The sequence below is a fragment of the Vibrio sp. R10-SG3-ISO10 genome (genome assembly GCF_059834185.1).
Genome location: NZ_JCBDHG010000015.1, coordinates 22,458 through 44,872 on the forward strand (window position 1 = coordinate 22,458; position 22,415 = coordinate 44,872).

General features: G+C 44.7%; 20 protein-coding genes. 4 read left to right on the forward strand and 16 right to left on the reverse strand.

Annotation, left to right across the window (positions count from 1 at the left end; translation table 11 throughout):
* Positions 1-6 precede the first annotated feature (6 nt).
* The 7 genes from sspA to zapE all read right to left on the reverse strand — a co-directional run bounded on the left by sspA (position 7) and on the right by zapE (position 5,851).
* The gene (gene sspA / locus AC6R16_RS06995) at positions 7-642 is read right to left on the reverse strand and encodes a stringent starvation protein SspA (RefSeq protein ID WP_004744968.1); all 636 of its coding nucleotides are present in this window, start codon (positions 640-642) and stop codon (positions 7-9) included.
* A 97-nt stretch (positions 643-739) separates the two neighbouring features.
* Positions 740-1,477, reverse strand: a complete 738-nt coding sequence (locus AC6R16_RS07000) for a cytochrome c1 (RefSeq protein WP_500641515.1) — start codon at positions 1,475-1,477, stop codon at positions 740-742.
* Positions 1,474-2,739, reverse strand: coding sequence for a cytochrome b (locus tag AC6R16_RS07005; RefSeq protein ID WP_069667137.1), 1,266 nt, complete (start codon positions 2,737-2,739; stop codon positions 1,474-1,476). Before AC6R16_RS07005 ends, AC6R16_RS07000 begins: the two co-directional genes overlap by 4 nt.
* Positions 2,739-3,332 (reverse strand): ubiquinol-cytochrome c reductase iron-sulfur subunit, encoded by a 594-nt coding sequence (gene petA, locus AC6R16_RS07010; RefSeq protein ID WP_004744971.1) that lies wholly within the window; start codon positions 3,330-3,332, stop codon positions 2,739-2,741. Before petA ends, AC6R16_RS07005 begins: the two co-directional genes overlap by 1 nt.
* 330 nt (positions 3,333-3,662) lie before the next feature.
* Positions 3,663-4,055: a 30S ribosomal protein S9 gene (rpsI, locus tag AC6R16_RS07015; RefSeq protein ID WP_004415472.1), complete on the reverse strand. Its 393-nt coding sequence runs from the start codon at positions 4,053-4,055 to the stop codon at positions 3,663-3,665.
* 15 nt (positions 4,056-4,070) lie between these two features.
* Complete coding sequence (gene rplM, locus AC6R16_RS07020; RefSeq protein ID WP_004744972.1) at positions 4,071-4,499, reverse strand: 50S ribosomal protein L13; 429 nt, start codon at positions 4,497-4,499, stop codon at positions 4,071-4,073.
* A 245-nt stretch (positions 4,500-4,744) separates the two neighbouring features.
* Complete coding sequence (gene zapE / locus AC6R16_RS07025) at positions 4,745-5,851, reverse strand: cell division protein ZapE (protein WP_500641514.1); 1,107 nt, start codon at positions 5,849-5,851, stop codon at positions 4,745-4,747.
* Positions 5,852-6,003: 152 nt separating this feature from the next.
* Between zapE and zapG the strand changes: the two genes are divergently transcribed.
* From zapG to degS, 3 genes are all read left to right on the forward strand, one after another.
* Positions 6,004-6,462: a Z-ring associated protein ZapG gene (gene zapG, locus AC6R16_RS07030; protein ID WP_500673972.1), complete on the forward strand. Its 459-nt coding sequence runs from the start codon at positions 6,004-6,006 to the stop codon at positions 6,460-6,462.
* A 123-nt stretch (positions 6,463-6,585) separates the two neighbouring features.
* Entirely contained in the window at positions 6,586-7,953 is a 1,368-nt protein-coding gene (locus AC6R16_RS07035; RefSeq protein ID WP_500673973.1) for a DegQ family serine endoprotease, read from the forward strand.
* Positions 7,954-8,081: 128 nt separating this feature from the next.
* Entirely contained in the window at positions 8,082-9,146 is a 1,065-nt protein-coding gene (gene degS / locus AC6R16_RS07040) for an outer membrane-stress sensor serine endopeptidase DegS (protein WP_500641511.1), read from the forward strand.
* 71 nt (positions 9,147-9,217) lie between these two features.
* Here the strand turns inward: degS and parC are convergent, their stop codons facing one another.
* The 6 genes from parC to nudF all read right to left on the reverse strand — a co-directional run bounded on the left by parC (position 9,218) and on the right by nudF (position 16,092).
* Positions 9,218-11,500: a DNA topoisomerase IV subunit A gene (gene parC, locus AC6R16_RS07045; RefSeq protein WP_500673974.1), complete on the reverse strand. Its 2,283-nt coding sequence runs from the start codon at positions 11,498-11,500 to the stop codon at positions 9,218-9,220.
* A gap of 3 nt (positions 11,501-11,503) precedes the next feature.
* Positions 11,504-13,384: a DNA topoisomerase IV subunit B gene (parE, locus tag AC6R16_RS07050; RefSeq protein WP_004744978.1), complete on the reverse strand. Its 1,881-nt coding sequence runs from the start codon at positions 13,382-13,384 to the stop codon at positions 11,504-11,506.
* Positions 13,385-13,610: 226 nt separating this feature from the next.
* Positions 13,611-14,192: an esterase YqiA gene (yqiA, locus tag AC6R16_RS07055; RefSeq protein WP_500673975.1), complete on the reverse strand. Its 582-nt coding sequence runs from the start codon at positions 14,190-14,192 to the stop codon at positions 13,611-13,613.
* Positions 14,193-14,201: 9 nt separating this feature from the next.
* The gene (cpdA, locus tag AC6R16_RS07060; RefSeq protein WP_500673976.1) at positions 14,202-15,023 is read right to left on the reverse strand and encodes a 3',5'-cyclic-AMP phosphodiesterase; all 822 of its coding nucleotides are present in this window, start codon (positions 15,021-15,023) and stop codon (positions 14,202-14,204) included.
* 11 nt (positions 15,024-15,034) lie between these two features.
* Positions 15,035-15,475 carry a DUF1249 family protein gene (locus AC6R16_RS07065; RefSeq protein WP_004744981.1) on the reverse strand — a complete coding sequence of 147 codons (441 nt, stop codon included), beginning with the start codon at positions 15,473-15,475 and terminating at the stop codon, positions 15,035-15,037.
* The gene (gene nudF, locus AC6R16_RS07070) at positions 15,463-16,092 is read right to left on the reverse strand and encodes an ADP-ribose diphosphatase (RefSeq protein ID WP_500673977.1); all 630 of its coding nucleotides are present in this window, start codon (positions 16,090-16,092) and stop codon (positions 15,463-15,465) included. The genes AC6R16_RS07065 and nudF overlap by 13 nt, the downstream gene beginning before the upstream one ends.
* A gap of 232 nt (positions 16,093-16,324) precedes the next feature.
* On the opposite strand from nudF, the gene tolC reads away from it, so the two are divergent.
* Positions 16,325-17,644 carry an outer membrane channel protein TolC gene (gene tolC / locus AC6R16_RS07075; RefSeq protein WP_500673978.1) on the forward strand — a complete coding sequence of 440 codons (1,320 nt, stop codon included), beginning with the start codon at positions 16,325-16,327 and terminating at the stop codon, positions 17,642-17,644.
* Between the two features lie 76 nt (positions 17,645-17,720).
* On the opposite strand, the gene AC6R16_RS07080 is transcribed toward tolC, so the two are convergent.
* The 3 genes from AC6R16_RS07080 to AC6R16_RS07090 all read right to left on the reverse strand — a co-directional run bounded on the left by AC6R16_RS07080 (position 17,721) and on the right by AC6R16_RS07090 (position 22,378).
* The gene (locus tag AC6R16_RS07080) at positions 17,721-18,167 is read right to left on the reverse strand and encodes a hypothetical protein (RefSeq protein WP_500673979.1); all 447 of its coding nucleotides are present in this window, start codon (positions 18,165-18,167) and stop codon (positions 17,721-17,723) included.
* 17 nt (positions 18,168-18,184) lie between these two features.
* The gene (arcB, locus tag AC6R16_RS07085; RefSeq protein ID WP_500673980.1) at positions 18,185-20,530 is read right to left on the reverse strand and encodes an aerobic respiration two-component sensor histidine kinase ArcB; all 2,346 of its coding nucleotides are present in this window, start codon (positions 20,528-20,530) and stop codon (positions 18,185-18,187) included.
* A gap of 99 nt (positions 20,531-20,629) precedes the next feature.
* On the reverse strand, positions 20,630-22,378 hold the full coding sequence (locus AC6R16_RS07090) for a sensor domain-containing diguanylate cyclase (RefSeq protein ID WP_500641504.1): 1,749 nt from the start codon (positions 22,376-22,378) through the stop codon (positions 20,630-20,632).
* Between the last annotated feature and the right edge of the window lie 37 nt (positions 22,379-22,415).

The window sequence follows — 22,415 nt, forward strand, 5'->3', positions numbered from 1 at the left end:
CGCCAATTAACGAGCTAGACGCATTTCACGTTCAGCTTCAGTTAGAGAAGCTAGGAATGAATCACGCTCAAACACGCGGTTCATGTAAACTTTTAGTTCTTTAGAACCAGGGCCTACTAACTCGATACCAAGTTGAGGTAGACGCCATAGTAACGGTGCTAAGTAACAGTCGATTAGGCTGAACTCTTCACTCATGAAGTATTCGTACTCAGCAAAAACAGGGCCTAGAGTTAGCAGGTCATTACGTAGTTTGTTACGTGCTGCTTCTGCTTCTTCTGCGTTGCCTTTTACGATTTTCTCAGCAAGCGTGTACCAGTTTTTCTCAATACGGAAGATCATTAGACGACTATTACCACGAGCTACTGGGTACACCGGCATCAATGGTGGATGAGGGAATCGCTCATCTAGGTATTCCATAATGATCTTTGAATCGTAAAGCGCTAGTTCACGGTCTACTAACGTTGGTACTGTCTTGTACGGGTTAAGTTCAATAAGCTCTGCAGGTAGATTTGCTTCATCTACAAGTTCTACTTCAACACTTACACCTTTCTCTGCTAGAACAATACGTACCTGATGGCTATACATATCAGATGCACTTGAAAATAGAGTCATCACAGAACGTTTATTGGCAGCTACAGCCATGGAGCCCTCCAGCACACTTACAAATATAAAAACAATGGAGGCTAAGCCTCCATTGTTAAGTTCAAAAATTGGGAATTAGCACGGTATGATAGCACAATTAGTGCACATCACGCCAATACTCTTTCTTCAGTAGCACTACGACAATCGTGAAGATGACTAGGAAAGCCATTACCCACCAACCTAGTGCGTGACGCTCTAGCTTCACTGGGTCACCTGAGTACTCCAAGAAGTTTACTAGGTCACGTACCGCTTGGTCATACTCTTCACTGTTCAGTTCGCCTGTACCATCGGATTCAACGCCAACCACTTTTGTAACCTCTTTGCCATCTACGACATGAGTTTCAAAAACTGGCTTAGGAATGCCTTGCAGCTCTTCTAGTACGTGCGGCATACCAACACTTGGGAAAACAATGTTGTTAACGCCAAACGGACGGCTTGGGTCCTCATAGAATGAACGTAGGTAAGTGTATAGCCAATCGGTACCACGAACACGAGCAACCAGTGTTAGATCTGGCGGTGGAGCACCAAACCATTTCGCTGCTGACTTCTCAGGAATCGAGTTTTCCATCAAGTCACCCACTTTTGCTTCTGGGTCAAAGATTAGGTTTTCTTTAAGCAGTTCAACTGGGATACCAATGTCACGCGCTACACGCTCATAACGTTGATATTGAGCTGAGTGACAACCGAAACAGTAGTTCATAAACAGTTTCGCGCCATTTTGCAGTGAAGCTTGGTCACTCAGATCATTGTTTGCTTTATCAAGTGGTACGTTCGCACCCGCTGCCATCGCCAATGAAGGCAGCATTGCAAATAAAATTACAATCCATTTTTTCATTTGAATGTCACCCTTTCTGGTAGTGGCTTAGTCGCTTCGTTCTTACTGTAGAAGTACAGCAGTACGAAGAACATGAAGTAAGCTAAGCTGAAGATCTGAGCTAATAGCGTGTATGTTGGCGTTGCTGGTAGCGCACCAAGAATACCCAAAGCGATAAAGCTGATCGTGAACTGGATGATATTGAATAAATGGAACTTACTGCGGTAGCGGTAAGAACGTACACGACAACGGTCTAACCAAGGTAGTACAAAAAGAACCGCAATCGATGCACCCATCGCGATAACACCTAGTAGCTTGTCTGGAACCGCACGTAGAATCGCGTAGAACGGAGTGAAGTACCATACAGGAGCAATGTGCTCAGGTGTTTTCAGTGGGTTTGCTGCTTCAAAGTTAGGTGGCTCAAGGAAGTAACCGCCCATCTCAGGGTTAAAGAACAGCACATAACAGAAGAAGAATAGGAAACCAGCAACACCTACCATATCTTTCACAGTCCCGTACGGATGGAAAGGAATAGAATCGATGATGTCGTATTTCTTAGTGTAATCCTTGTGGAATGGGAACTGAGTTTTGTAGTCGTCGCCCATTGTACCTTTTGGCAGCTTAGTTTCGATACCATCAGGGTTATTTGAACCTACTTCGTGCAGTGCTAGTACGTGAAGAACGATCAGTAGCAATAGGACGATAGGAAGTGCAATTACGTGTAGTGCAAAGAAGCGGTTTAGCGTAGCACCAGAGATAACGTAGTCACCACGAATCCATAGCGTTAGGTCATCACCAATAACAGGAATGGCACCAAAGAGGGAAATGATTACCTGAGCACCCCAGTAAGACATCTGTCCCCAAGGTAGCAAGTAGCCCATGAATGCTTCTGCCATCAACACTAAGAAGATAAGCATACCGAAGATCCACAGTAGTTCACGAGGCTTCTGGTATGAACCGTAGATAAGACCGCGGAACATGTGCAGGTAAACAACAACGAAGAAGGCTGACGCACCTGTAGAGTGCATATAACGCAGCAACCAACCGTATTCAACATCACGCATGATGTATTCGATTGAGGCGAAGGCTCCGTCGCCAGAAGGCACGTAGTTCATTGTTAACCAGATACCCGTTAGGATTTGGTTAACCAAGACAAGCATCGCTAGCGAGCCAAATAGATACCAGAAGTTAAAGTTCTTTGGCATCGGGTACTCAGAAAGGTGCTTCTTGTACGCATTCATTGCGGGTATGCGTTTTTCTACCCAATCAAGTAGAGCTTGCATTATGCCTCCCCTTCTTCGTCAACACCGATAATAATCTTGGTATCACTTAAGTATTGGTGTTTTGGAACAACTAGGTTTAATGGCGCTGGTACGCCTTGGAAAACACGACCTGCCATGTCGAACTTAGAACCGTGACACGGACAGAAGAAACCTGATTTAACACCCTGAACTTGCTCATTAAAACTGTCAGGCAAATACGTTGGAGAACAACCAAGGTGTGTACAGATACCTACCGCAACAAAATACTCTGGCTTAATTGAGCGATAAGCATTCTGAGCATAAGTTGGTTGTTGTTCTTCTGCTGAAGACGGGTCGCGTAGCTGACCATCGATAGCTTTTAATCCTTCGACTACAGACTGTGCACGACGGACAACCCATACAGGTTTACCACGCCATTCAACACGTACCATTTGCCCTTCTTCAAGTTTACCGATATCAACTTCAACAGGGGCACCTGCAGCTTTGGCTTTTTCACTTGGGTTCCAAGATTTAATAAAAGGAACGGCGACAGCAGCAGCTCCCAAACCACCCACAACGGCTGTTGTAGCGGTTAAGAAACGTCTGCGACCGTTATTTAAAGGCGCATTGCTCATCCAAACATTCTCCCATTTGCTCCTTGTGGATTTATTGTTATTCCGCTTAAAGAGCATGGCTAACAAAATACGAATTTAGTTGTATTTATTTGATGGCAAATGATAAATAAAACCCTACTTTTTGACAAGATAAAGCTACCTTTTTGTAACATTTGTGAGGCGAATCGCCAGTGAGGTCACAAAAGAAGGATAAGTAAGAGAAATCAAATGATAAGTGACGCTAGGAAAGGATTTTTTTAACAGACAAAAACAAAAAAGCCTGGCAAGAAGCCAGGCTTTTGGTACCACGTTCCAATGTAAACATTGGAAGCGAATCTTTTCGAAAAAAGATTAACGCTTAGAGAACTGTGGACGACGACGTGCTTTACGTAGACCAACTTTCTTACGTTCAACGCAACGAGCGTCACGAGTAACGTAACCCGCAGCACGTAGAGTAGGACGTAGAGACTCATCGTATTCCATTAGAGCGCGAGTGATACCGTGACGGATAGCACCTGCTTGACCAGAAATACCGCCACCTTTAACAGTAACGTATAGGTCTAGTTTCTCAGTTAGTTCAACTAGCTCTAGAGGCTGTTTAACAACCATGCGAGAAGTTGGACGACCGAAGTACTCATCAAGGCTACGCTTGTTGATTACGATGTTGCCGCTGCCTGGTTTAACAAAAACACGTGCAGCTGAGCTTTTGCGACGGCCAGTACCGTAGTATTGATTATCTGCCATTTTCGAAATCCCCGATTAGATGTCTAGTACTTGAGGTTGTTGAGCAACATGGTTGTGCTCAGCGCCAGCGTAAACTTTCAGCTTACGGTACATAGCACGGCCAAGAGGACCACGTGGTAGCATACCTTTAACTGCTAGCTCAAGAGCCATCTCTGGCTTGCGATCAATTAGCTTCTCGAAGCTGATTGATTTTAGGCCGCCAGGGAATTCAGTGTGACGGTAGTAAATCTTACCTTTAGCCTTGTTACCAGTTACAGTAACTTTCTCCGCGTTAACAACGATGATGTAATCACCAGTGTCACAGTGTGGAGTGTATTCAGCTTTGTGTTTGCCACGTAGGCGAGATGCAATTTCACTTGCTAGACGGCCAAGAGTTTTACCTTCAGCGTCTACAACGTACCAGTCGCGTTTTACAGTTTCTGGTTTAGCAACGAAAGTTTTCATGCTAATAATAACCCGTTCAATAATTAAATTTACACTTAAGGAGCTTTCGCTCCCACTGACTAAGAGTCCAGTTAACACCCCTTCGAGTGATTGGCACTCTCGACCCGTTATGTCGAAATACCTTCGATAATAAGGTCTGCAGTAACGGTGGGTCGCAGGATTATAGAGAAGTCAGTAGAAAAAATCACCTCTTTTCGCGTGAAAATTTCATTTTTTTTCAATTGAGCACAGTTCGCTTCCACCAGCTATGCTAAATGCTCTTTCGCCAAGTAATCATGGCTTTGCATTTCAATCAAACGCGACTGACAACGTTTAAACTCAAACTCTAACTGACCACCCGCGTAAAGCGCCTCCAATGGCACTTCCGCAGATATAATCAGTTTGACATGACGCTCATAGAACTCATCAACCAGAGCAATAAAACGCCTCGCAGCATCATCTATAGTGCGATCCATCTTCTGCACATCCGCTAACAATACGGTGTGATAGATGCGTGAAATCTCAATATAGTCATTTTGACTTCGCGCAGATTGGCACAACTGTTCAAAGCTCGCATGCAACACATCTTCAGAAGCTTGAATGACATTGATATCTCGATGATTAATTTCGATGCTCTGAGCCCCTTTCTTTCCTTCCCCAACAAGTTGTTCATAATAGTGACGAAGATTTTTGTCTGCTTGTGCATCAAGTGGTGAGTGATAGATCTCTGCTTGTTCTAAAGTACGCAAGCGATAGTCAATCCCGCTATCGACATTCAACACCCGACAGTTTTTCTGGATCAGTTCAATCGCTGGCAGAAAACGGACACGCTGCAACCCATTACGATACAAATCTTGCGGCGGAATATTCGAAGTCGCGACTAAGATAACACCACGCTTGAACAGCGCTTGAAATAGAGTGCCAAGAATCATCGCATCAGTGATGTCTGAAACAAAAAATTCATCGAAGCAGATAATTTCAGCTTCAGATTTAAATTTGTCAGCAACCAACTCCAGTGGGTCATTCACATCACCTAAGGCATTTAACTCATCGTGGACGCGATACATAAAGCGATGAAAATGGACACGCATTTTCTTGTCTGTGGGTAGAGCCTCAAAAAATGTATCAACCAAATAGGTCTTACCGCGCCCTACTCCTCCCCAGAAATAAAGGCCTTGCGGCGCTTGAGGCAACTCAGGCTCTTTTTTACTAAACCAAGCTTTCCATCCACTCGGCTTTTCAACCGGCGTGTTAACGTACTCGATGAATTCATGGTAAAGATTATCCAAGGCCGTGACCGCTTGAAGCTGTGCAGCATCCTTTTGAAAACCATGTTGTTTTATATCGTTGTTATAGATTTCTAGTGGTGTCATTGCTTCTTTACCTACTCAAGAAGACTGTCAAACTGCTATGTAGAGCACATGCATTTTTCTTTATTGGCTTAAGTTCTCATAGTACCATGTCAATTGAACATGTGTAACTAACCAGTAAAAAACATGTTAAATAACAATGATAAGGAGCAATTATGCCTTGGATTTATGCCCTCGTAGGTTTGCTTGTTGGTACGATTTTAGGTGTTGCGATTTCTCGCCTGACAACACCAGGATACAAGAAGCAAAAGAGCGTTCAAAAAGATCTCGACAACGCAAAATTTGAATTAGAGCAGCAAAAACAAGATCTTGCAGATCACTTTGCTCAAACAGCGGAAATGTTGGATTCACTAGGTAAAGAGTACACTAAGCTATATCAACATATGGCAAAGACATCTTCAGAGCTTTTACCAAACATTCCCGAACAAGATAACCCGTTCGTGAAAAAAATTGCCCAGCAGTCTGATGCAGAATCGGATGAAGGCAATGATGTTAGTATTCAGCCGCTAAGCGAAGCGCCTAAAGATTATGCGTCAGGTTCAACCGGTTTACTAAAAGAACAGAAGAAAGAAATTTTAGATTCTCAAGACGTTGTTTCAGCTAAAGCGTCATAACTGAAATCTATCTTTGATGAACTTTGCAAAGGTTTTTAAGTCATAACTCCTACAAGTGACCATTGAAATCTGATTTTTCGTACAAATGTCAGTATTAGGTCCTTAACCAACTAGGAGTATCCGATGAAAAAACCTTTGCTTGCTTTAACCGTCCTGTCATTAAGCCTAAGTTCAATCATCACACCAATGCAGGCTACAGCCGCTTTGCCTTTTACGGTTGATGGCGAACAGTTACCAAGCTTGGCTCCAATGCTTGAAAAAGTGACCCCTGCGGTCGTTAGCATTTCAGTCGAAGGCACACAAGTCTCCAAACAACAGATTCCTGATCAGTTCCGCTTTTTCTTTGGACCTGATTTCCCGACCGAACAACTCCAAGAGCGTCCATTCCGCGGCCTAGGCTCCGGTGTAATCATTGACGCTAAGAAAGGCCACATTGTCACTAACTATCACGTAATCAACGGCGCAGAAAAAATCCGCGTTAAACTGCGTGATGGTCGTGAATACGATGCTGAGTTGGTAGGTGGCGACCAGATGTCAGATGTCGCATTACTCAAGTTGGAAGAAGCGAAAAACCTGACCGAAATTAAGATCGCTGATTCAGACAAACTGCGTGTCGGTGATTTCACCGTGGCAATTGGTAACCCATTTGGTCTAGGGCAAACAGTGACCTCAGGTATTGTTTCAGCACTAGGTCGTAGTGGTCTTAACCTAGAGAATTTTGAGAACTTTATCCAAACCGACGCAGCTATCAACAGCGGTAACTCGGGGGGAGCTCTAGTTAATCTTAACGGTGAACTGATTGGTATTAACACCGCCATCTTAGGCCCCAACGGCGGTAACGTCGGTATCGGCTTTGCGATTCCATCCAACATGATGACCAACCTAACCGCACAAATCTTAGAGTTTGGTGAAGTTAAACGCGGCATGTTAGGCGTACAAGGTGGCGAAATCACCTCTGAATTAGCAGAGGCTTTAGGATACGAATCAAGCAAAGGCGCATTTGTTAGCCAAGTCGTGCCTGACAGTGCTGCAGATAAAGCAGGGCTTGAAGCAGGCGATGTTATCGTTTCTGTCAACGGTAAAGCGATTAATTCATTTAGCGAACTGAGAGCAAAAGTCGCCACCTTAGGTGCAGGTAAAGAGATCTCACTCGGCGTTGTGCGTGACGGCAAGAAGAAATCGTTCGATGTCACCTTAGGTGAGCAAACTAACATGAAGACTACCGCTGACAAGTTACATGAAGGTTTGTCTGGTGCTCAGCTGACCAACACCAATGCGAGCGACTCTGTCCAAGGTGTGAAAGTAACATCGGTAGAAAAAGGCTCTAACGCCGAAGCTTATCAACTACAAAAAGATGACATCATTATCGGCGTAAACCGCCAACGAGTTAAGAATCTCGCTGAGTTTAGAAAAGTGGTAGAGAAGCAGTCTGGTGTACTTGCGCTTAATATCCAGCGTGGTGAACGCAGTATTTACCTTGTAATTCGATAAACGCCATTTATAAAAAACGCGATATCGCTTTGAAAGGACAGTGGGAACACTCACTGTCCTTTTATTATTTTCTCATCTAGTGCTATTCTTCACCAACTTATCCACTTTATGACCTTGACGAGGAAAGCATGCTGCAATTTTTGTTGCGTTCTATTGGCTTAGGCTTAGCAACTGCTGCTCTGTTATTAATCGCTGTACCGTCTCTGCGGTCCAACATCCTTCCTCAAACCAATCAATCCGCTACAACTGACTACTCTCAGGTTCAGGTGTCATTTAATCAAGCTGTACGTAAAGCGGCTCCCGCCGTGGTTAATATTTATAGCCGTAAGTACCAAGAGAGTGATCGCTCAAAGCTGCTTACCCAAGGGTTGGGATCAGGAGTCATTGTCAGTAGTAAAGGTTATATTATTACCAACTATCATGTCGTCGCACAGGCTGATCAGATTATTGTCGCGCTGCAAGATGGTCGAGTCGCTGCCGCTCAACTAGTCGGTAAAGACCGTAGAACTGATATCGCCATCCTTAGAGTTGAAGGCGATAACTTACCTGTCATTCCGCTCAATCCGGAATACTCACCGAAAGTCGGCGATATTGTTCTGGCAATTGGTAACCCGTACAATCTTGGTCAAACCACCACTTTTGGCATTATCTCCGCCACTGGCCGCTCTTCTATCAGCGCCGATGGTCACCAAGCGTTTATCCAGACGGACGCCGCAATCAATGAAGGTAACTCTGGTGGTGCCTTGGTCAATACTCGTGGTGAGCTAGTCGGAATCAACACCGCCTCATTCCAACAAGCTACTGAGCTGGAAACTTATGGTATTTCATTTGCTATTCCGTATGCACTGGCCAATAAAATTATGCAGAAAATCATTGCGGATGGTCGTGTGATTCGCGGCTATATCGGAATCGATGGTCAAGATATTAACTCCGTTACCTCGCGACTATTAGGTAACGAACATCTAGGCGGCATCGTAGTATTAGGTATCGACCCTAACGGCCCTGCCGCAGATGCGGGATTTGAAGCTCAAGATATTATCTTGAAAATTGATGGTCAGAAGATCAATGGACGTCAAAGCGTGATGGACATAGTCACCGAGTTACGACCAGGTACCATTGTTGATGTGCTAGTACTGCGTAAAGGAGTTGAGAAAACTCTTAAAGTCACCATTGAAGAAGATACGCGCGAATAAGCTTTAGAGTGTGTTGACCTAACAAATACGATGAAAAATAAAAACCCATGCTAAGCATGGGTTTTTTTGTTCTATTCAGACGCTTCGTTTTCAGGCTGTGGGGTTGAACCAGACTCAACCTCAATACGAGTTACGCGCTGAAGACCTCTAGGCAACAAGCCACCTCGACGTCCACGCTCTCCGCGGAAATTCTCTAGGTCAGCCGGTTTTAATCCAAGCTTACGTTTACCCGCATACAGAGTGACCGAGCTCCCTTGAGGCAGAGCAATGAGGTGAGAAACAAGTTCTTCGCGCTCTTTCGCTTTCGCAGCTGGAATGTTAATAATCTTATTGCCTTTACCTTTACCAAGCTGCGGCAGATCCTTAATCGGGAACAGCAACATACGACCTTGGTTAGTAATCGCTAAGATTTCGTCAGCGTCTAAGTTGCCCACCGTTTGTGGTGAAAGCACTTCAGAATTCTGCGGCAGTGTCACCAAAGCTTTACCACTGCGGTTTTTCGACAGTAAGTCACTTCCCTTACAAACGAAACCATAACCCGCGTCAGAACCGACTAGCCACAGTTGCTCTTCTTCACCCATAACAACATGACGGATATTGGTCCCTGCGCTAATATTCAAGCGACCTGTAATTGGCTCACCTTGGCTACGCGCAGATGGCAATGAGTGAGACTCTAAAGAGTAGCTTCGACCATCACTACCAAGGAACACAGCTTGCTGATTACTCTTACCACGAGCATGGGCAAGGTATTTATCGCCCGACTTATAGTTCAAACCATCAGCATCAACATCATGCCCTTTAGCATGACGAATCCAACCTTTCTCAGAAAGCACAACCGTAATTGGTTCGCTAGGAACTAAATCACGCTCTGTTAGCGCCTTAGCTTCTGCGCGCTCAACCATTGGCGAACGGCGGTCATCACCATACTTGTCTGCGTCAGCTTTGATTTCTTTCTTCAGAAGAGTGTTAAGACGACGCTCAGAGCCTAATAGTTGCTCTAGTTTTTCACGCTCTTTTTCTAAATCATCTTGCTCACCGCGAATCTTCATCTCTTCCAATTTCGCTAAGTGGCGAAGTTTGGTATCGAGAATCGCATCTGCTTGAATATCGGTAATACCAAAACGTTCCATAAGCACAGCTTTAGGCTCGTCTTCAGTACGAATGATCTCAATCACCTCATCAAGGTTAAGGTATGCAACCAACAAACCTTCCAAGATGTGCAAGCGAGCCATGACCTTATCTAAACGGTGTTGCAAACGACGACGTACTGTCGCACGACGGAATTCGATCCATTCAGATAGAATTTGAACGAGTCCTTTCACCTGAGGACGGTTGTCCAAACCAATCATGTTTAGGTTTACACGGAAATTCTTTTCAAGATCGGTCGAGGCAAATAGGTGATTCATCAACTGGTCACAGTCAACGCGGTTTGAACGCGGCACTACCACGATACGAGTTGGGTTCTCGTGATCGGATTCATCACGCAGATCGTCAACCATAGGCAGTTTTTTAGCGCGCATTTGGTTAGCGATTTGCTCTAGTAGCTTAGCGCCAGACACTTGGTGTGGCAGAGCGGTAATGACGATCTCTGAACCTTCTTTGTGCCATACCGCACGCATTTTGATGCTGCCACGACCAGTACGATAAATCTTCTCTAAATCTGCTTTAGGTGAAATGATCTCTGCTTCTGTTGGGTAATCTGGCCCTTGAACAAAGTTCATTACATCCGCAAGTTCAGACTTTGGATTGTCGATAAGATGAATCGTCGCTTCAGCCACTTCACGTACGTTGTGTGGCGGAATGTCCGTTGCCATACCTACCGCGATACCTGTCACACCATTAAGTAAGATGTGAGGTAAACGCGCAGGCAACATTTGCGGCTCTTTCATCGTGCCGTCAAAGTTAGGCTGCCATTCAACCGTGCCTTGACCTAGTTCGCCAAGCAGAACTTCGGCAAACTTAGAGAGTTTTGCTTCGGTATAACGCATTGCCGCAAATGATTTAGGATCATCAGGCGCACCCCAGTTACCTTGGCCATCTACGAGTGGATAACGGTAAGAGAATGGCTGGGCCATCAATACCATGGCTTCGTAACAAGCCGAGTCCCCGTGTGGGTGGTACTTACCTAACACGTCACCAACTGTACGTGCCGATTTTTTGTATTTTGCCGCTGCCGAAAGACCAAGCTCCGACATTGCGTAGATAATACGACGCTGAACCGGTTTTAAGCCGTCACCAATATATGGCAACGCACGGTCCATAATGACGTACATCGAATAGTTGAGATAAGCGTCTTCGGTGAACTTGCGCATTGGCAACTGTTCAACGCCATCAAATGTAATTTCTGTAGACATTCGTTAAACCTCTGCCATGTCGCCGTTGTTTTGTAACCAAGAGCGACGATCATCAGCACGCTTCTTACCAAGCAGCATATCCATCATTTCCATGGTGGCTTGGTTGTCATCAATGGTTAGCTGAACTAAGCGACGAGTATTTGGATCCATCGTCGTTTCACGAAGTTGCAGTGGGTTCATCTCACCCAAACCTTTAAATCGTTGCACGTTGATTTTTGCTTTCTTCTTCGACAAGCGCTCTAGAATGCCTTCTTTTTCATCGTCATCAAGGGCATAGAATACTTCCTTACCACAGTCGATACGATAGAGTGGAGGCATGGCTACATAGATATGACCTGCTTCAACCAGAGATCGGAAGTGACGCGTAAATAGCGCACAAAGTAGCGTTGCGATATGCAGACCATCCGAGTCCGCATCGGCAAGGATACAGATCTTACCGTAGCGAAGGCCTTCAAGGTTCTCGCTATCTGGGTCAATACCTAGCGCCACTGAGATATCGTGGACTTCTTGAGAGGCGAGTACCTGATCAGGAGAGACTTCCCATGTATTGAGAATCTTACCGCGCAATGGCATTACCGCTTGGAACTCACGGTCACGTGCTTGCTTGGCTGAGCCACCTGCCGAGTCACCCTCGACGAAGAAGATTTCAGTACGGTTTAAATCTTGAACCGAACAGTCCGTCAGTTTGCCTGGTAGAGCTGGGCCTGAAGCCACTTTTTTACGCACCACCTTCTTGCTGGCACGCATTCGGCGGTGGGCGTTGGCAATACACACTTCAGCCAACTGCTCAGCCAATTGCGGTTTTTCATTCAACCAGAGGCTGAAGGCATCTTTAACCACGCCAGAAACAAAGGCTGCGGTTTGGCGAGAAGACAAACGCTCTTTCGTCTGACCGGCAAACTGCGGATCTTGCATCTTAACCGATAAAACGTAAGAACAGCGGTCGAAGACATCGTCACCGGTGAGCTTAACACCGCGTGGCAACAGGTTGCGGAACTCACAGAATTCACGCATTGCATCAAGTAAGCCCTGACGTAGACCATTTACATGGGTACCGCCTTGCGCGGTTGGGATCAGGTTAACATAGCTTTCGGTGATCATCTCACCGCCTTCTGGCTGCCAGATTACCGCCCAGTTAGCCGCTTCGGTTTCCGCTGAGAATTCACCCGTAAATGGTTCTTCTGGTAAAACGGTATAACCTTTAACACCTTCCGCTAGGTAATCTTTTAAACCGTCTTCATACAGCCATTTGTAGTCATTGCCATTGACCTTATCAGTAAAGGTGATTTCTAAGCCCGGACAAAGGACAGCTTTCGCGCGTAAGTTATTAACTAAACGAGTAACCGAGAAGTTTGCCGAGTCAAAGTACTTCGCCTCAGGCCAGAAATGTACACTGGTACCTTTATTACGGCGGCCGCATGTCCCGGTAACCGTTAAGTCAGACACTTTGTCACCGTGTTCAAATGCAATTTCATACACCTGACCATCACGGCGCACCGTCACTTCCACACGCTTAGACAAGGCGTTCACCACGGAGATACCTACCCCGTGTAGACCACCAGAGAATTGATAGTTTTTATTCGAGAACTTACCACCTGCGTGAAGCTTACATAAAATAAGCTCCACACCAGAGACTTTCTCTTCTGGGTGGATGTCTACAGGCATACCACGACCATCATCGATCACTTCGAGTGATTGGTCAGCATGCAAAATTACTTGAACCTTTGAAGCGTGTCCGGCGAGCGCTTCATCGACACTGTTATCGATGACTTCTTGGCCCAAATGGTTTGGGCGCGCTGTATCCGTATACATCCCTGGTCGGCGACGTACTGGCTCCAAACCATTAAGAACCTCAATGGCTCCAGCATTATATTGTTCAGTCATAATACGGAATATCGTTATAAAGAATAAAAGGGTTACTTGTTGGGTGAAGTTTAAGGCGTTAGCTCACATAAGAAAGCAATGACTGCTGGCAGTCGTCCATGCGGCAACTATCTAATGGCGTCAAACCCACACAAGTACTGGTGAGACATAGTCTGGAACAGACCCAATTATGTCAAGAGAGATAACTAAGTAACAAGCAAAATTATGACTCTTCCCTCAATGAGGGTCAGAGTTGTAAGAATTCTATGATTTGAGCAGGATAGCGTTCGAAATCAACAAAGCTATGATCACCGCCTTGTTCAACGCTCTGCTTTGATCCGGAAAAGTGCTCAACCGCTTGCTTATAATCTAACACTTCGTCTTCGGTTTGCTGCAACAACCAGAAGTCGGTTGGCGTTGTTATTTTAGGCGTATCGAGTGTTTTTAGTTCCTCGATGTGTTTCGCCTCGAGTACATAGCGCTCTTTGGTGTATGGGTTTTCTTGCTCACCTAAATAGTCCGCAAGCAGGTCATAAGGCTTCACAGCAGGGTTAACCACCACGGCTTTGAAGCCAAACTGAGCATTGAGCCACATTGACATGTAACCACCTAAAGAACTGCCAACCAAGCCAATGGTATAGTCATCTTTATACTGATTAACAATATCAAGTAGGTGCTGGGCGGCTTGCTGTGGAAAGCAAGGTAAACCTGGCGTCACTAATTTAATATCAGGTCGATTCACTTGACAATACTCCTTCATCACATTGGCTTTATGCGATAAAGGTGAGCTGTTAAAACCATGAATATAAAGAAGTAATGACGGTTTCATTATGTTTCCTTAATAGCCTGCTGAATTGAAATCCGGTTGAAAACAGCCATAAGGTAGACGTTTAACTTGCGTGGTTAACTGACCATCACTATGCAGTTCTAACTCTCTCCAGCCAGGGGAAAGGGTATCAAGAGCAAAATCATCACTATTTGGCTTAAACTGCACACAGGTAGAAGGGGTCGCCATAACACGTACTCCCTGATGCAACACATTCATATCTTGATGAACGTGGCCACACAGTACCGCCTTAACATTGCTGTACTTTTCAACCACCTCCCAGAAATGATGCGCATCTTTTAGCGTATGCTGATCTAACCATCGGCTGCCTACCAAGATTGGGTGGTGATGAAGCAGCACTAAGGTATTTCTTTCAGGGTATTGAGAAAGTTTATCTTCAAGTAGAGCTAACTGCTGATCACTTAAGCGTCCATGCGGCACACCAACCACTTGAGAGTCTAGCAGTACCATTTGCCAATGTTCGCCAAGCAAAACATGCTCTACTTGCTTAATTTGAGTCGATGGCAACACGGAACTCATGCTCGGCTTAAAGTCATGATTACCTGGTAGCCAGAAACAGGTATTTTTCAGCGGAGCGATTCCGCGCTCAAAACGCTGGTAAGACTCGGCGGTGTGATCTTGAGAAATATCTCCGGTTGAGATGACGGCATCAAAGCTTTGATTTTCTTCAACGATCGCCGCAACCACAGCATGAAAGCTGTCTAATGTATTTACGCTGAGCAAACTACCATCAACTGGCTCAAACAAATGAGTGTCAGTAATCTGGAGTAGCTTAATACTGTCGCTATTTGATGAACTTGACGTTACTTTCAAAACAAAAAAACCTAAATATTCAATGGAGTGCGGCTAATACCCTGCTTTAAACAAAACGAAAGCCAATCGCCTAAAAAGCGGTTAAGTTGCACCTTCTCATCTTGTTGTAGCATCTTATCGTTTGGGTAATCATATCGGGCATTGACACGTTTCAAATGGTCGCAAGCAGAGACTTCAGCTACACGAGCATCGTGGTAGAGCCTGACAGACATTGTCGGTAATGGAAATACTGGAACGTCATCACTTTGACAAATATCGACCAAAGTTGTGTACTTTGTGACTTCTACCACTTGAATCTGATAGGTCAAATAAGCAGCTTGGTAGCAGCGCACATCACCGACACTCGGTTGATTAGGCAACAGAGCGTTAAGCTTGGCGTAATTTGTTTCGTATGTCCGCATCAAATCAGCAAGATCAACATGATACGGTTTCTTTAATGCTACTTGTGCCATTGTTCCTGTAGTCTGCGATGGTTTAGCTCTAGCCACTGCAATGCAATGATAGAGGCCCCATTTTCAAACTTTCCTTCTACTACCCATTGATACGCTTGTTGGCGGGAAACGACATGTACACGAATATCTTCCCCTTCATAGTCTAAACCATGAACGCCATACGCTGTACTCGCATCCACTTGACCAACAAAAACATCTAATTTTTCAGAGCAGCCACCTGAAGATGGGTAGTAAGAGGTCACTTTTTCCAGCGCCCCAACTTCAATTCCCGCTTCTTCTTCAGCTTCTCGCCTGACGACATCTTTAGCTTCTTCGCCTTTGTCTATCATGCCAGCGATGATTTCTAACTGCCATGGACTACGTTGCTCTAACGCACCAACACGAATTTGCTCAATAATAACAACCTGATCTCTTACAGGGTCATACGGTAGCATTGCCGCCGCATGTCCACGCTCAAACATTTCGCGCTCAATCGGCTCACTCCAGCCGCCTTCAAACAATTTATGTTTGAAGCGATACTTAATCATTCTAAAAAAACCCTGAAACAGTGTTTCTTTTGAGATTATTTCCACATCTTGGGGAGTAAACTGCTGATGTTGGTTGTCAGACTGTTGCATTTGGCACCTCTCTGAGTGAATCTTATAGTTTACGCAGACAAAAGCTTAACTTCCAAGGACATGGCTCAACTTTTTATACAATTTTTATAGTTTAAGTTAAATTGATGAATTATTTTTATTGCACGGGTGGACAATTAAGTGTAAAACTTTGCAAAGTTTTTGAGTGATTCGCAATCAATTGAGTTAAACTCTTGAAGACAAATATTTTTCGCATTTGGCAGGAATAGGAACTATGAAAAAACTGCTTCCACTATTTATCAGTGCAGCACTCGGTAGCTTGAGCACAAACGCTATCGCCGATACTCTCACGGACATTTATAACCAAGCAAAAGAGAACGATCCAACGCTACTTAGCGCTGCGGCAAAGCGTGATGAAGCCTTTGAAGCAGTGACTTCTAGTCGTGCAGCTCTATTGCCACAAATTAATTTAACCGCAGCTTATGACATCAACCGCGGTGAACGAAATAGTGCAGATAACGACTACAATACTTGGAACGCTGGGGTCGGCTTTACTCAAGAGCTATACAATCGCTCCAGTTGGGTAACGCTAGATACAGCGGAAAAGAGTGCTCGTCAGAGCGATGCTTCTTATGCAGCTGCGCAGCAAGCGCTAATTCTGCGTGTCTCGACAGCATACTTTGACGTGCTGCGAGCGCAAGATAACCTTGTATTCGTTCAAGCAGAAAAAGCAGCCGTAGGTCGCCAGCTAGAGCAAACTAAGCAGCGCTTCGAAGTGGGTCTTTCTGCAATTACCGACGTACATGACGCGCAAGCTCAATATGATTCAGTGTTAGCCGATGAAGTTCTAGCGCAAAACAGCCTAGTCAATAGCTACGAAGGTCTACGCGAAATCACAGGTCAAGAGCACTCTAACCTAGATATTCTAGATACTGCACGTTTCTCAGCACAAAAAACGTCTGCTGCTATTGATGAGCTAGTGAACGAAGCTCAAGAAAAGAACCTAAGTTTACTTTCTGCACGAATCACTCAAGATATCGCCAAAGACAAAATCACGTTGCAGAGCTCTGGTCACTTACCAACATTAACTCTTGATGGTGGCTACACACTTGCTGAGCAAAACGACAGCACTAGTGCTGCGAACGACTTTGATTCAGACAACCTCAATGTTGGCCTGAACCTAAATGTTCCGCTATACACTGGTGGTGCAACAACCTCGCTAACCAAGCAAGCTGAGTTTAACTATGTCTCAGCAAGCCAAGACCTAGAAAAAACTTACCGCAGCGTTGTTAAAGATGTTCGCGCATTCAACAACAACATCAGTGCTTCAATCGGTGCACTTCGCGCTTACGAGCAAACTGTAGTTTCTGCGCAGTCAGCTCTTGAAGCTACGGAAGCTGGTTTCGATGTAGGTACTCGTACTATCGTTGACGTTCTAGACTCAACTCGTCGTCTATACGATGCGAACAAGAACCTATCGAACGCTCGCTACGATTACATCCTAAGCGTACTGCAGCTACGTCAAGCTGTCGGTACTCTGAGCGAGCAAGATGTACTAGATGTGAATGCGGGTCTAAAGACAGCAAGCAACTAATCTAGCTGATTGGATGAAAAAAGGCTTGTTCCGATTTGGAGCAAGCCTTTTTATTTATCTGCGGACAGGTTAATCGCTAATAAACCGTATCAATCTTGACGTTCTTCTCTACCAACCATTCCACTTGACCGTTATTGTTGAGCATTAACGCCACATTCACTGGCTTTGCAGCATCAATAGGGAACTGCCATACAAACGCCACTTCCCACTGATTTTGATTGTGTGTACGCAGCTCAAGCAAGTCACCATCAATCTGCCAAGTTTCTTCGCCCTGCTGAATAGAAATACTTTCTACATCAAGCTCCGCCGGGAGAGTTTTATCTGACTCAAGGTACAAAGCTCCATGTAGGGTATTGTCTTGAACCTCACCGATGGTTGGCATTTTATTCAGCCAAAGGTTACTTTTTAGCGAAACAGTAGCCTCAGAAATGACAACTTGATTATCTTGTTGCCAACCAACTGGCTCTGTTGCACAACCTGCTAGTAGAGCGGCACTTAATGATACCAATGCTAATTTTTTCATCTCTTTCACCTTTGACGTTACGACTGCTGTCCTAACCATTCTTTAAGTATTTGAATATCATTTTTATATTCATTCTTCATTTCTTCAACCCAATCATCAATATTTTCCCACCAGGCTGGTAAATCTGGCGATTGAGCTTTCTGGGCGACGCTCTGAATGTGCTTTAATCCAATAGAACCTGCCGCTCCTTTAATCTTGTGCGCTTCAGACACAATACCTTCTTGATGCTTAGCGATCATATTTGAGTCGAGAACTTGCAGGTAGTCAGGCATCATCTCTTCAAACATAGTAATACTATCGAGTACTGGCTGAGAACCCACAATGCTGACATAAGACTCAAGCATATCAAGGTCGAGTATACGTGAGTATATCTCCCCTCCTTCGACAACCGGCTCTTCTATGACAACATCGGTGGCGGTATCAGCCACTTCATGCTGAGTAAACTTGGCTAACACATCTTGAACCGCAGTCACTGAAAGTGGCTTACTGATGGCATCATCCATTCCTTTATCAAGATACTCTCGTTTATTTTTCAGCACGTTAGCTGTGAGAGCAACCAATGGTGGTAAATCAGAATAAGTACGTCTGAAGTACTCGGCAATATCGAAACCTGTCATGTCTGGTAGCTGAATATCGAGGAACACTAGGTCATAAATTTCAGGGTCGAACATCTCCATCGCTTCGGCGCCATTCATCGCAACGGAAACTTCATGCCCCATACTCTCAAGTAATGAGCGAGCAACGGTAATATTGAGTTCAATATCTTCAACCATAAAGATATTCAGCTCTTGCGACTGATTGACGACCTCCGCTGTAGGTTGTTCGCCTTCTGCCAACGGGACTCGAATTGTAACAGTGAAGGTACTGCCAAAACCTTCTTCACTTGAAACGGTAATGTCACCATCCATCATATTGATCAGCTGTTTCGAAACCGCTAAGCCAATACCCGTTCCTACTGCATGAAGATTATCTTTACCTGATTTCACCTGATAATACATCGCGAAGATCTTATCCAGTTCAGCGTCTGGGATACCAATTCCACTGTCCTCGATTTCCATTGTGATATGTGCGTACTCTTCATCAACTTCAGAGCTGACCGTCATCACCACACCACCTTCCTTAGTGAACTTCATCGCATTGCTAATCAAATTCCACAGAACCTGACGCAAGCGGGTCGCATCAACTTCAATCGCGGTCGGCAGTTCGCTTAAGCGCTCAAGATCAAATCTCAGCCCTTTTTGCGACGCCATAAGTGCGGAAATACTCTCCATTTCAGCGACAAACTCTTCGAAATTCAGCGCCGCAGGGAAAAGCTCTAGCTTACGGCGGTCGAATTTATCCATATCGATAATGTCATTGAAGATATTGCCCAGAGTAATCGCACTGACATTAATCGTCTGCATATGATTGCGCTGCTCTGCAGTCAACTGAGTATCCAGTAGCATACGGCTTAAACCTACAATACCGTTGAGTGGTGTCCTTAGTTCGTGGCTGATTGTAGAAATAAAGGTGGTTTTATCACGACTCGCTTTTTCGAGCGATTCCTCATGACGCTTACGCTCGGTAATATCGCGACCAAAACCAACCAGCCCTAAGTGTCGACCATCTTTGCTGTAAAACGGCACCTTACGTAGCTCGAAGTAATTGCGGCGACCATCTGGATATTCAAGCCACTGTTCATACGTCAGAGCTTGGTTGTCGGAGAATACCTTTTGGTCTGTATCGACAATTTGCTGCGCGACCTCTTTGCTGTAAACATCCCAAGGTGTTAAGCCCACCAGCTGGCTCTCTTTCTTGCCGGTTAACTCTTCCATTGCGCGGTTACACCCAGAAAACACACCGTCCGCGTTGCGGTAATAGATAAGGTCTGGTGAAGCATCGATGAATGAGCGTAGAAGTGCGGTTCTTTCTGCAAGCTCGACTTGAGTTTTTTCACGCTGATAGACCTCATTCTCAAGATCTTTCATCGCTTCTTCACGAGCTTCTTCCGCCTTGATCCTTTCTTCAATTTCCTGATTGAGCTTAGTGATGTTTTGCTGCAGCTTATTGTTGAGCTCTTGGTCACGTGAGCGCATGTCTTTCAGCTTAGACACCAATTTAGAAAGCCGCTGGCGCGACTCTTCCAACTGATCAACCACTACAGATAAGAAATAGACCGCCCAAGGAGTAATTAGTAGACCGAAGAAAACAGAACGAACAATATCAATATCATCTACGTGGCCGCTTAAAACAAGGGTTATACCAACCTGAACCACAACGGCCAGAGCAACTAAGGCCAGAGCAAGAAGAATAGAGAAACGGAGGATGCCCAACTTAACCAGTAGATCAACATAGTATTGGGCAAGATTTTTAATCGGCTTCATTGAGAGCTCCGCACGAAAACATATAAGTAGGATCAACAGCCCCTAAATATTACCTGTTTTCATAAACGACAGCTAAAAGAATCCTTAGATAAGAAAAGCTTAATTCTCTGATGTGTGATGCACACAGGTTTGATTGCGACCATCCGCTTTAGCTTGGTACAAAGCACTGTCAGCTAAAGCAACAATAGAATCACTGTGATCCAAACGTTGTGGAATGATGGACACCAAACCAATGCTGACAGTAACTAAGTCAGAGACGGTTGAAGATTCATGTTCAAGCGCTAGATTTTGCACTTCCTCATGGATTTTGTCCGCAATAATCAAAGCACCTTCAATTGTTGTGTTGGGGAGTATAAAACCAAATTCTTCACCGCCATAACGCGCAACACAATCACTAGAACGGGTTAACACGTTGCGGAATACTTCCGCGACTTTAATCAAAGCATCATCGCCTCGCTGATGTCCATATTGGTCGTTGTAACCTTTAAAGTAATCTATATCACACAGCATAACGGTTAGAGGCTGCTGTTCACGGACATGCAAATACCAAAGAGTTTCCAATTGCTCATCAAATCGGCGTCGATTGGAGATCTGAGTCAGTCCATCAATAAAGCTAAGCCTTTCTAGCTCTTGGTTTGCTTCTTCAAGTTTCTGCTCTGCAAGATATCGTTCTGAAACATCACGCGCCATTACCAGTACACCATTGGTTCCAGATGCGGGATCTCTAAAGGGCGATTTGACAACGTCATACCAAATACACTCCCCATTGCTACTGATTACGCGATCGATATAACGCAGAGATTTGCCTTCATAGAGTACTTTCTTGTCCGATTCAGATAATCGAGCATAAGTCTCATCAGGAATAACATCTTGCAGACGTTTTCCAATTAATTCATCGACATCAGAGATGCCTAATGCCTTAACAAAAGGTGGGTTACACGCTTGGTAAACCATGTTTTCATTAAAGATACCGATTGAGTCTGGGCTCGATTCTAGTATGTTCTGCAATATGGTATCTCTTTGCGCCAGAGCAACTTCGGTATCTTTGCGCTTTTCCATCTCGTCACGCAGATTCTGCTGCATGTCGTGCCAATCGGTAACATCATGGCTAATCCCCAAAGTACCAACCTTTTCACCGTCTGAAGAGATCAACACCCTTTGGTAGCTTTCCAACAGACAGCTTCTTCCATCAGGGTTTGTTGTCCAACGGCGTTTACTCGCCCTGCCCTTAATCACGCTTTGAATATCGGCTGCGCCTTCCTCTTCTCTGTTGTTCCAGAAACGTTGAAAGGCGCGATTACTTGAAATAATTTCACCCTGATTGTTTTTTATAAACACCAGTTCAGACAGATTATCAAACGCACTTTTGATCATTGAAAGAGAATCAACTTCTCGTTTCAATTCAAGGTCAGTCACTTGATAAGGAGTAAAGTAAAGCAGCCACACTGTTCGTTGGCGGTAAGTGTTTTTTTGACCGCTGACTTTTAACTTAATCACGCGACTTTGTGAAATCGGCCAACTAAGCTTCTGTTCTTTGAAAGCATTGTCCGGAGTAGAAGAAAAAATCGAGAGGACAAATTGTGGAGTCACCATTTCTGGCAACATATAGCTCTTACCGACTTTACGTACACCCAAAACTTGATTTGCCGCTATGTTGGCTAACTTGAGTTCACCAGTTTTACTGTCGACAATAATTAACGCGGTAGGGTTGGCTTTTAAAAGCTGGAGTATATGCGTTTGAGTGCGGGTATAAAAAAGCACGACCGCAATAATAGAGAGCAGAATGATAACAAGATCAAATCCATGCCCATGGGAAGTATCCCATAACCAAACTAATACTTGCTCCATTCAGCTTCTCATACCTATCTTTGCTACGCTTTTGTGT

Bases quoted from the DNA above. Each gene is read 5' to 3' on its own strand.
- sspA (WP_004744968.1), bottom strand. From the start codon at position 642: ATGGCTGTAGCTGCCAATAAACGTTCTGTGATGACTCTATTTTCAAGT.
- AC6R16_RS07000 (WP_500641515.1), bottom strand. From the start codon at position 1,477: ATGAAAAAATGGATTGTAATTTTATTTGCAATGCTGCCTTCATTGGCG.
- AC6R16_RS07005 (WP_069667137.1), bottom strand. From the start codon at position 2,739: ATGCAAGCTCTACTTGATTGGGTAGAAAAACGCATACCCGCAATGAAT.
- petA (WP_004744971.1), bottom strand. From the start codon at position 3,332: ATGAGCAATGCGCCTTTAAATAACGGTCGCAGACGTTTCTTAACCGCT.
- rpsI (WP_004415472.1), bottom strand. From the start codon at position 4,055: ATGGCAGATAATCAATACTACGGTACTGGCCGTCGCAAAAGCTCAGCT.
- rplM (WP_004744972.1), bottom strand. From the start codon at position 4,499: ATGAAAACTTTCGTTGCTAAACCAGAAACTGTAAAACGCGACTGGTAC.
- zapE (WP_500641514.1), bottom strand. From the start codon at position 5,851: ATGACACCACTAGAAATCTATAACAACGATATAAAACAACATGGTTTT.
- zapG (WP_500673972.1), top strand. From the start codon at position 6,004: ATGCCTTGGATTTATGCCCTCGTAGGTTTGCTTGTTGGTACGATTTTA.
- AC6R16_RS07035 (WP_500673973.1), top strand. From the start codon at position 6,586: ATGAAAAAACCTTTGCTTGCTTTAACCGTCCTGTCATTAAGCCTAAGT.
- degS (WP_500641511.1), top strand. From the start codon at position 8,082: ATGCTGCAATTTTTGTTGCGTTCTATTGGCTTAGGCTTAGCAACTGCT.
- parC (WP_500673974.1), bottom strand. From the start codon at position 11,500: ATGTCTACAGAAATTACATTTGATGGCGTTGAACAGTTGCCAATGCGC.
- parE (WP_004744978.1), bottom strand. From the start codon at position 13,384: ATGACTGAACAATATAATGCTGGAGCCATTGAGGTTCTTAATGGTTTG.
- yqiA (WP_500673975.1), bottom strand. From the start codon at position 14,192: ATGAAACCGTCATTACTTCTTTATATTCATGGTTTTAACAGCTCACCT.
- AC6R16_RS07065 (WP_004744981.1), bottom strand. From the start codon at position 15,475: ATGGCACAAGTAGCATTAAAGAAACCGTATCATGTTGATCTTGCTGAT.
- nudF (WP_500673977.1), bottom strand. From the start codon at position 16,092: ATGCAACAGTCTGACAACCAACATCAGCAGTTTACTCCCCAAGATGTG.
- tolC (WP_500673978.1), top strand. From the start codon at position 16,325: ATGAAAAAACTGCTTCCACTATTTATCAGTGCAGCACTCGGTAGCTTG.
- AC6R16_RS07080 (WP_500673979.1), bottom strand. From the start codon at position 18,167: ATGAAAAAATTAGCATTGGTATCATTAAGTGCCGCTCTACTAGCAGGT.
- arcB (WP_500673980.1), bottom strand. From the start codon at position 20,530: ATGAAGCCGATTAAAAATCTTGCCCAATACTATGTTGATCTACTGGTT.
- AC6R16_RS07090 (WP_500641504.1), bottom strand. From the start codon at position 22,378: ATGGAGCAAGTATTAGTTTGGTTATGGGATACTTCCCATGGGCATGGA.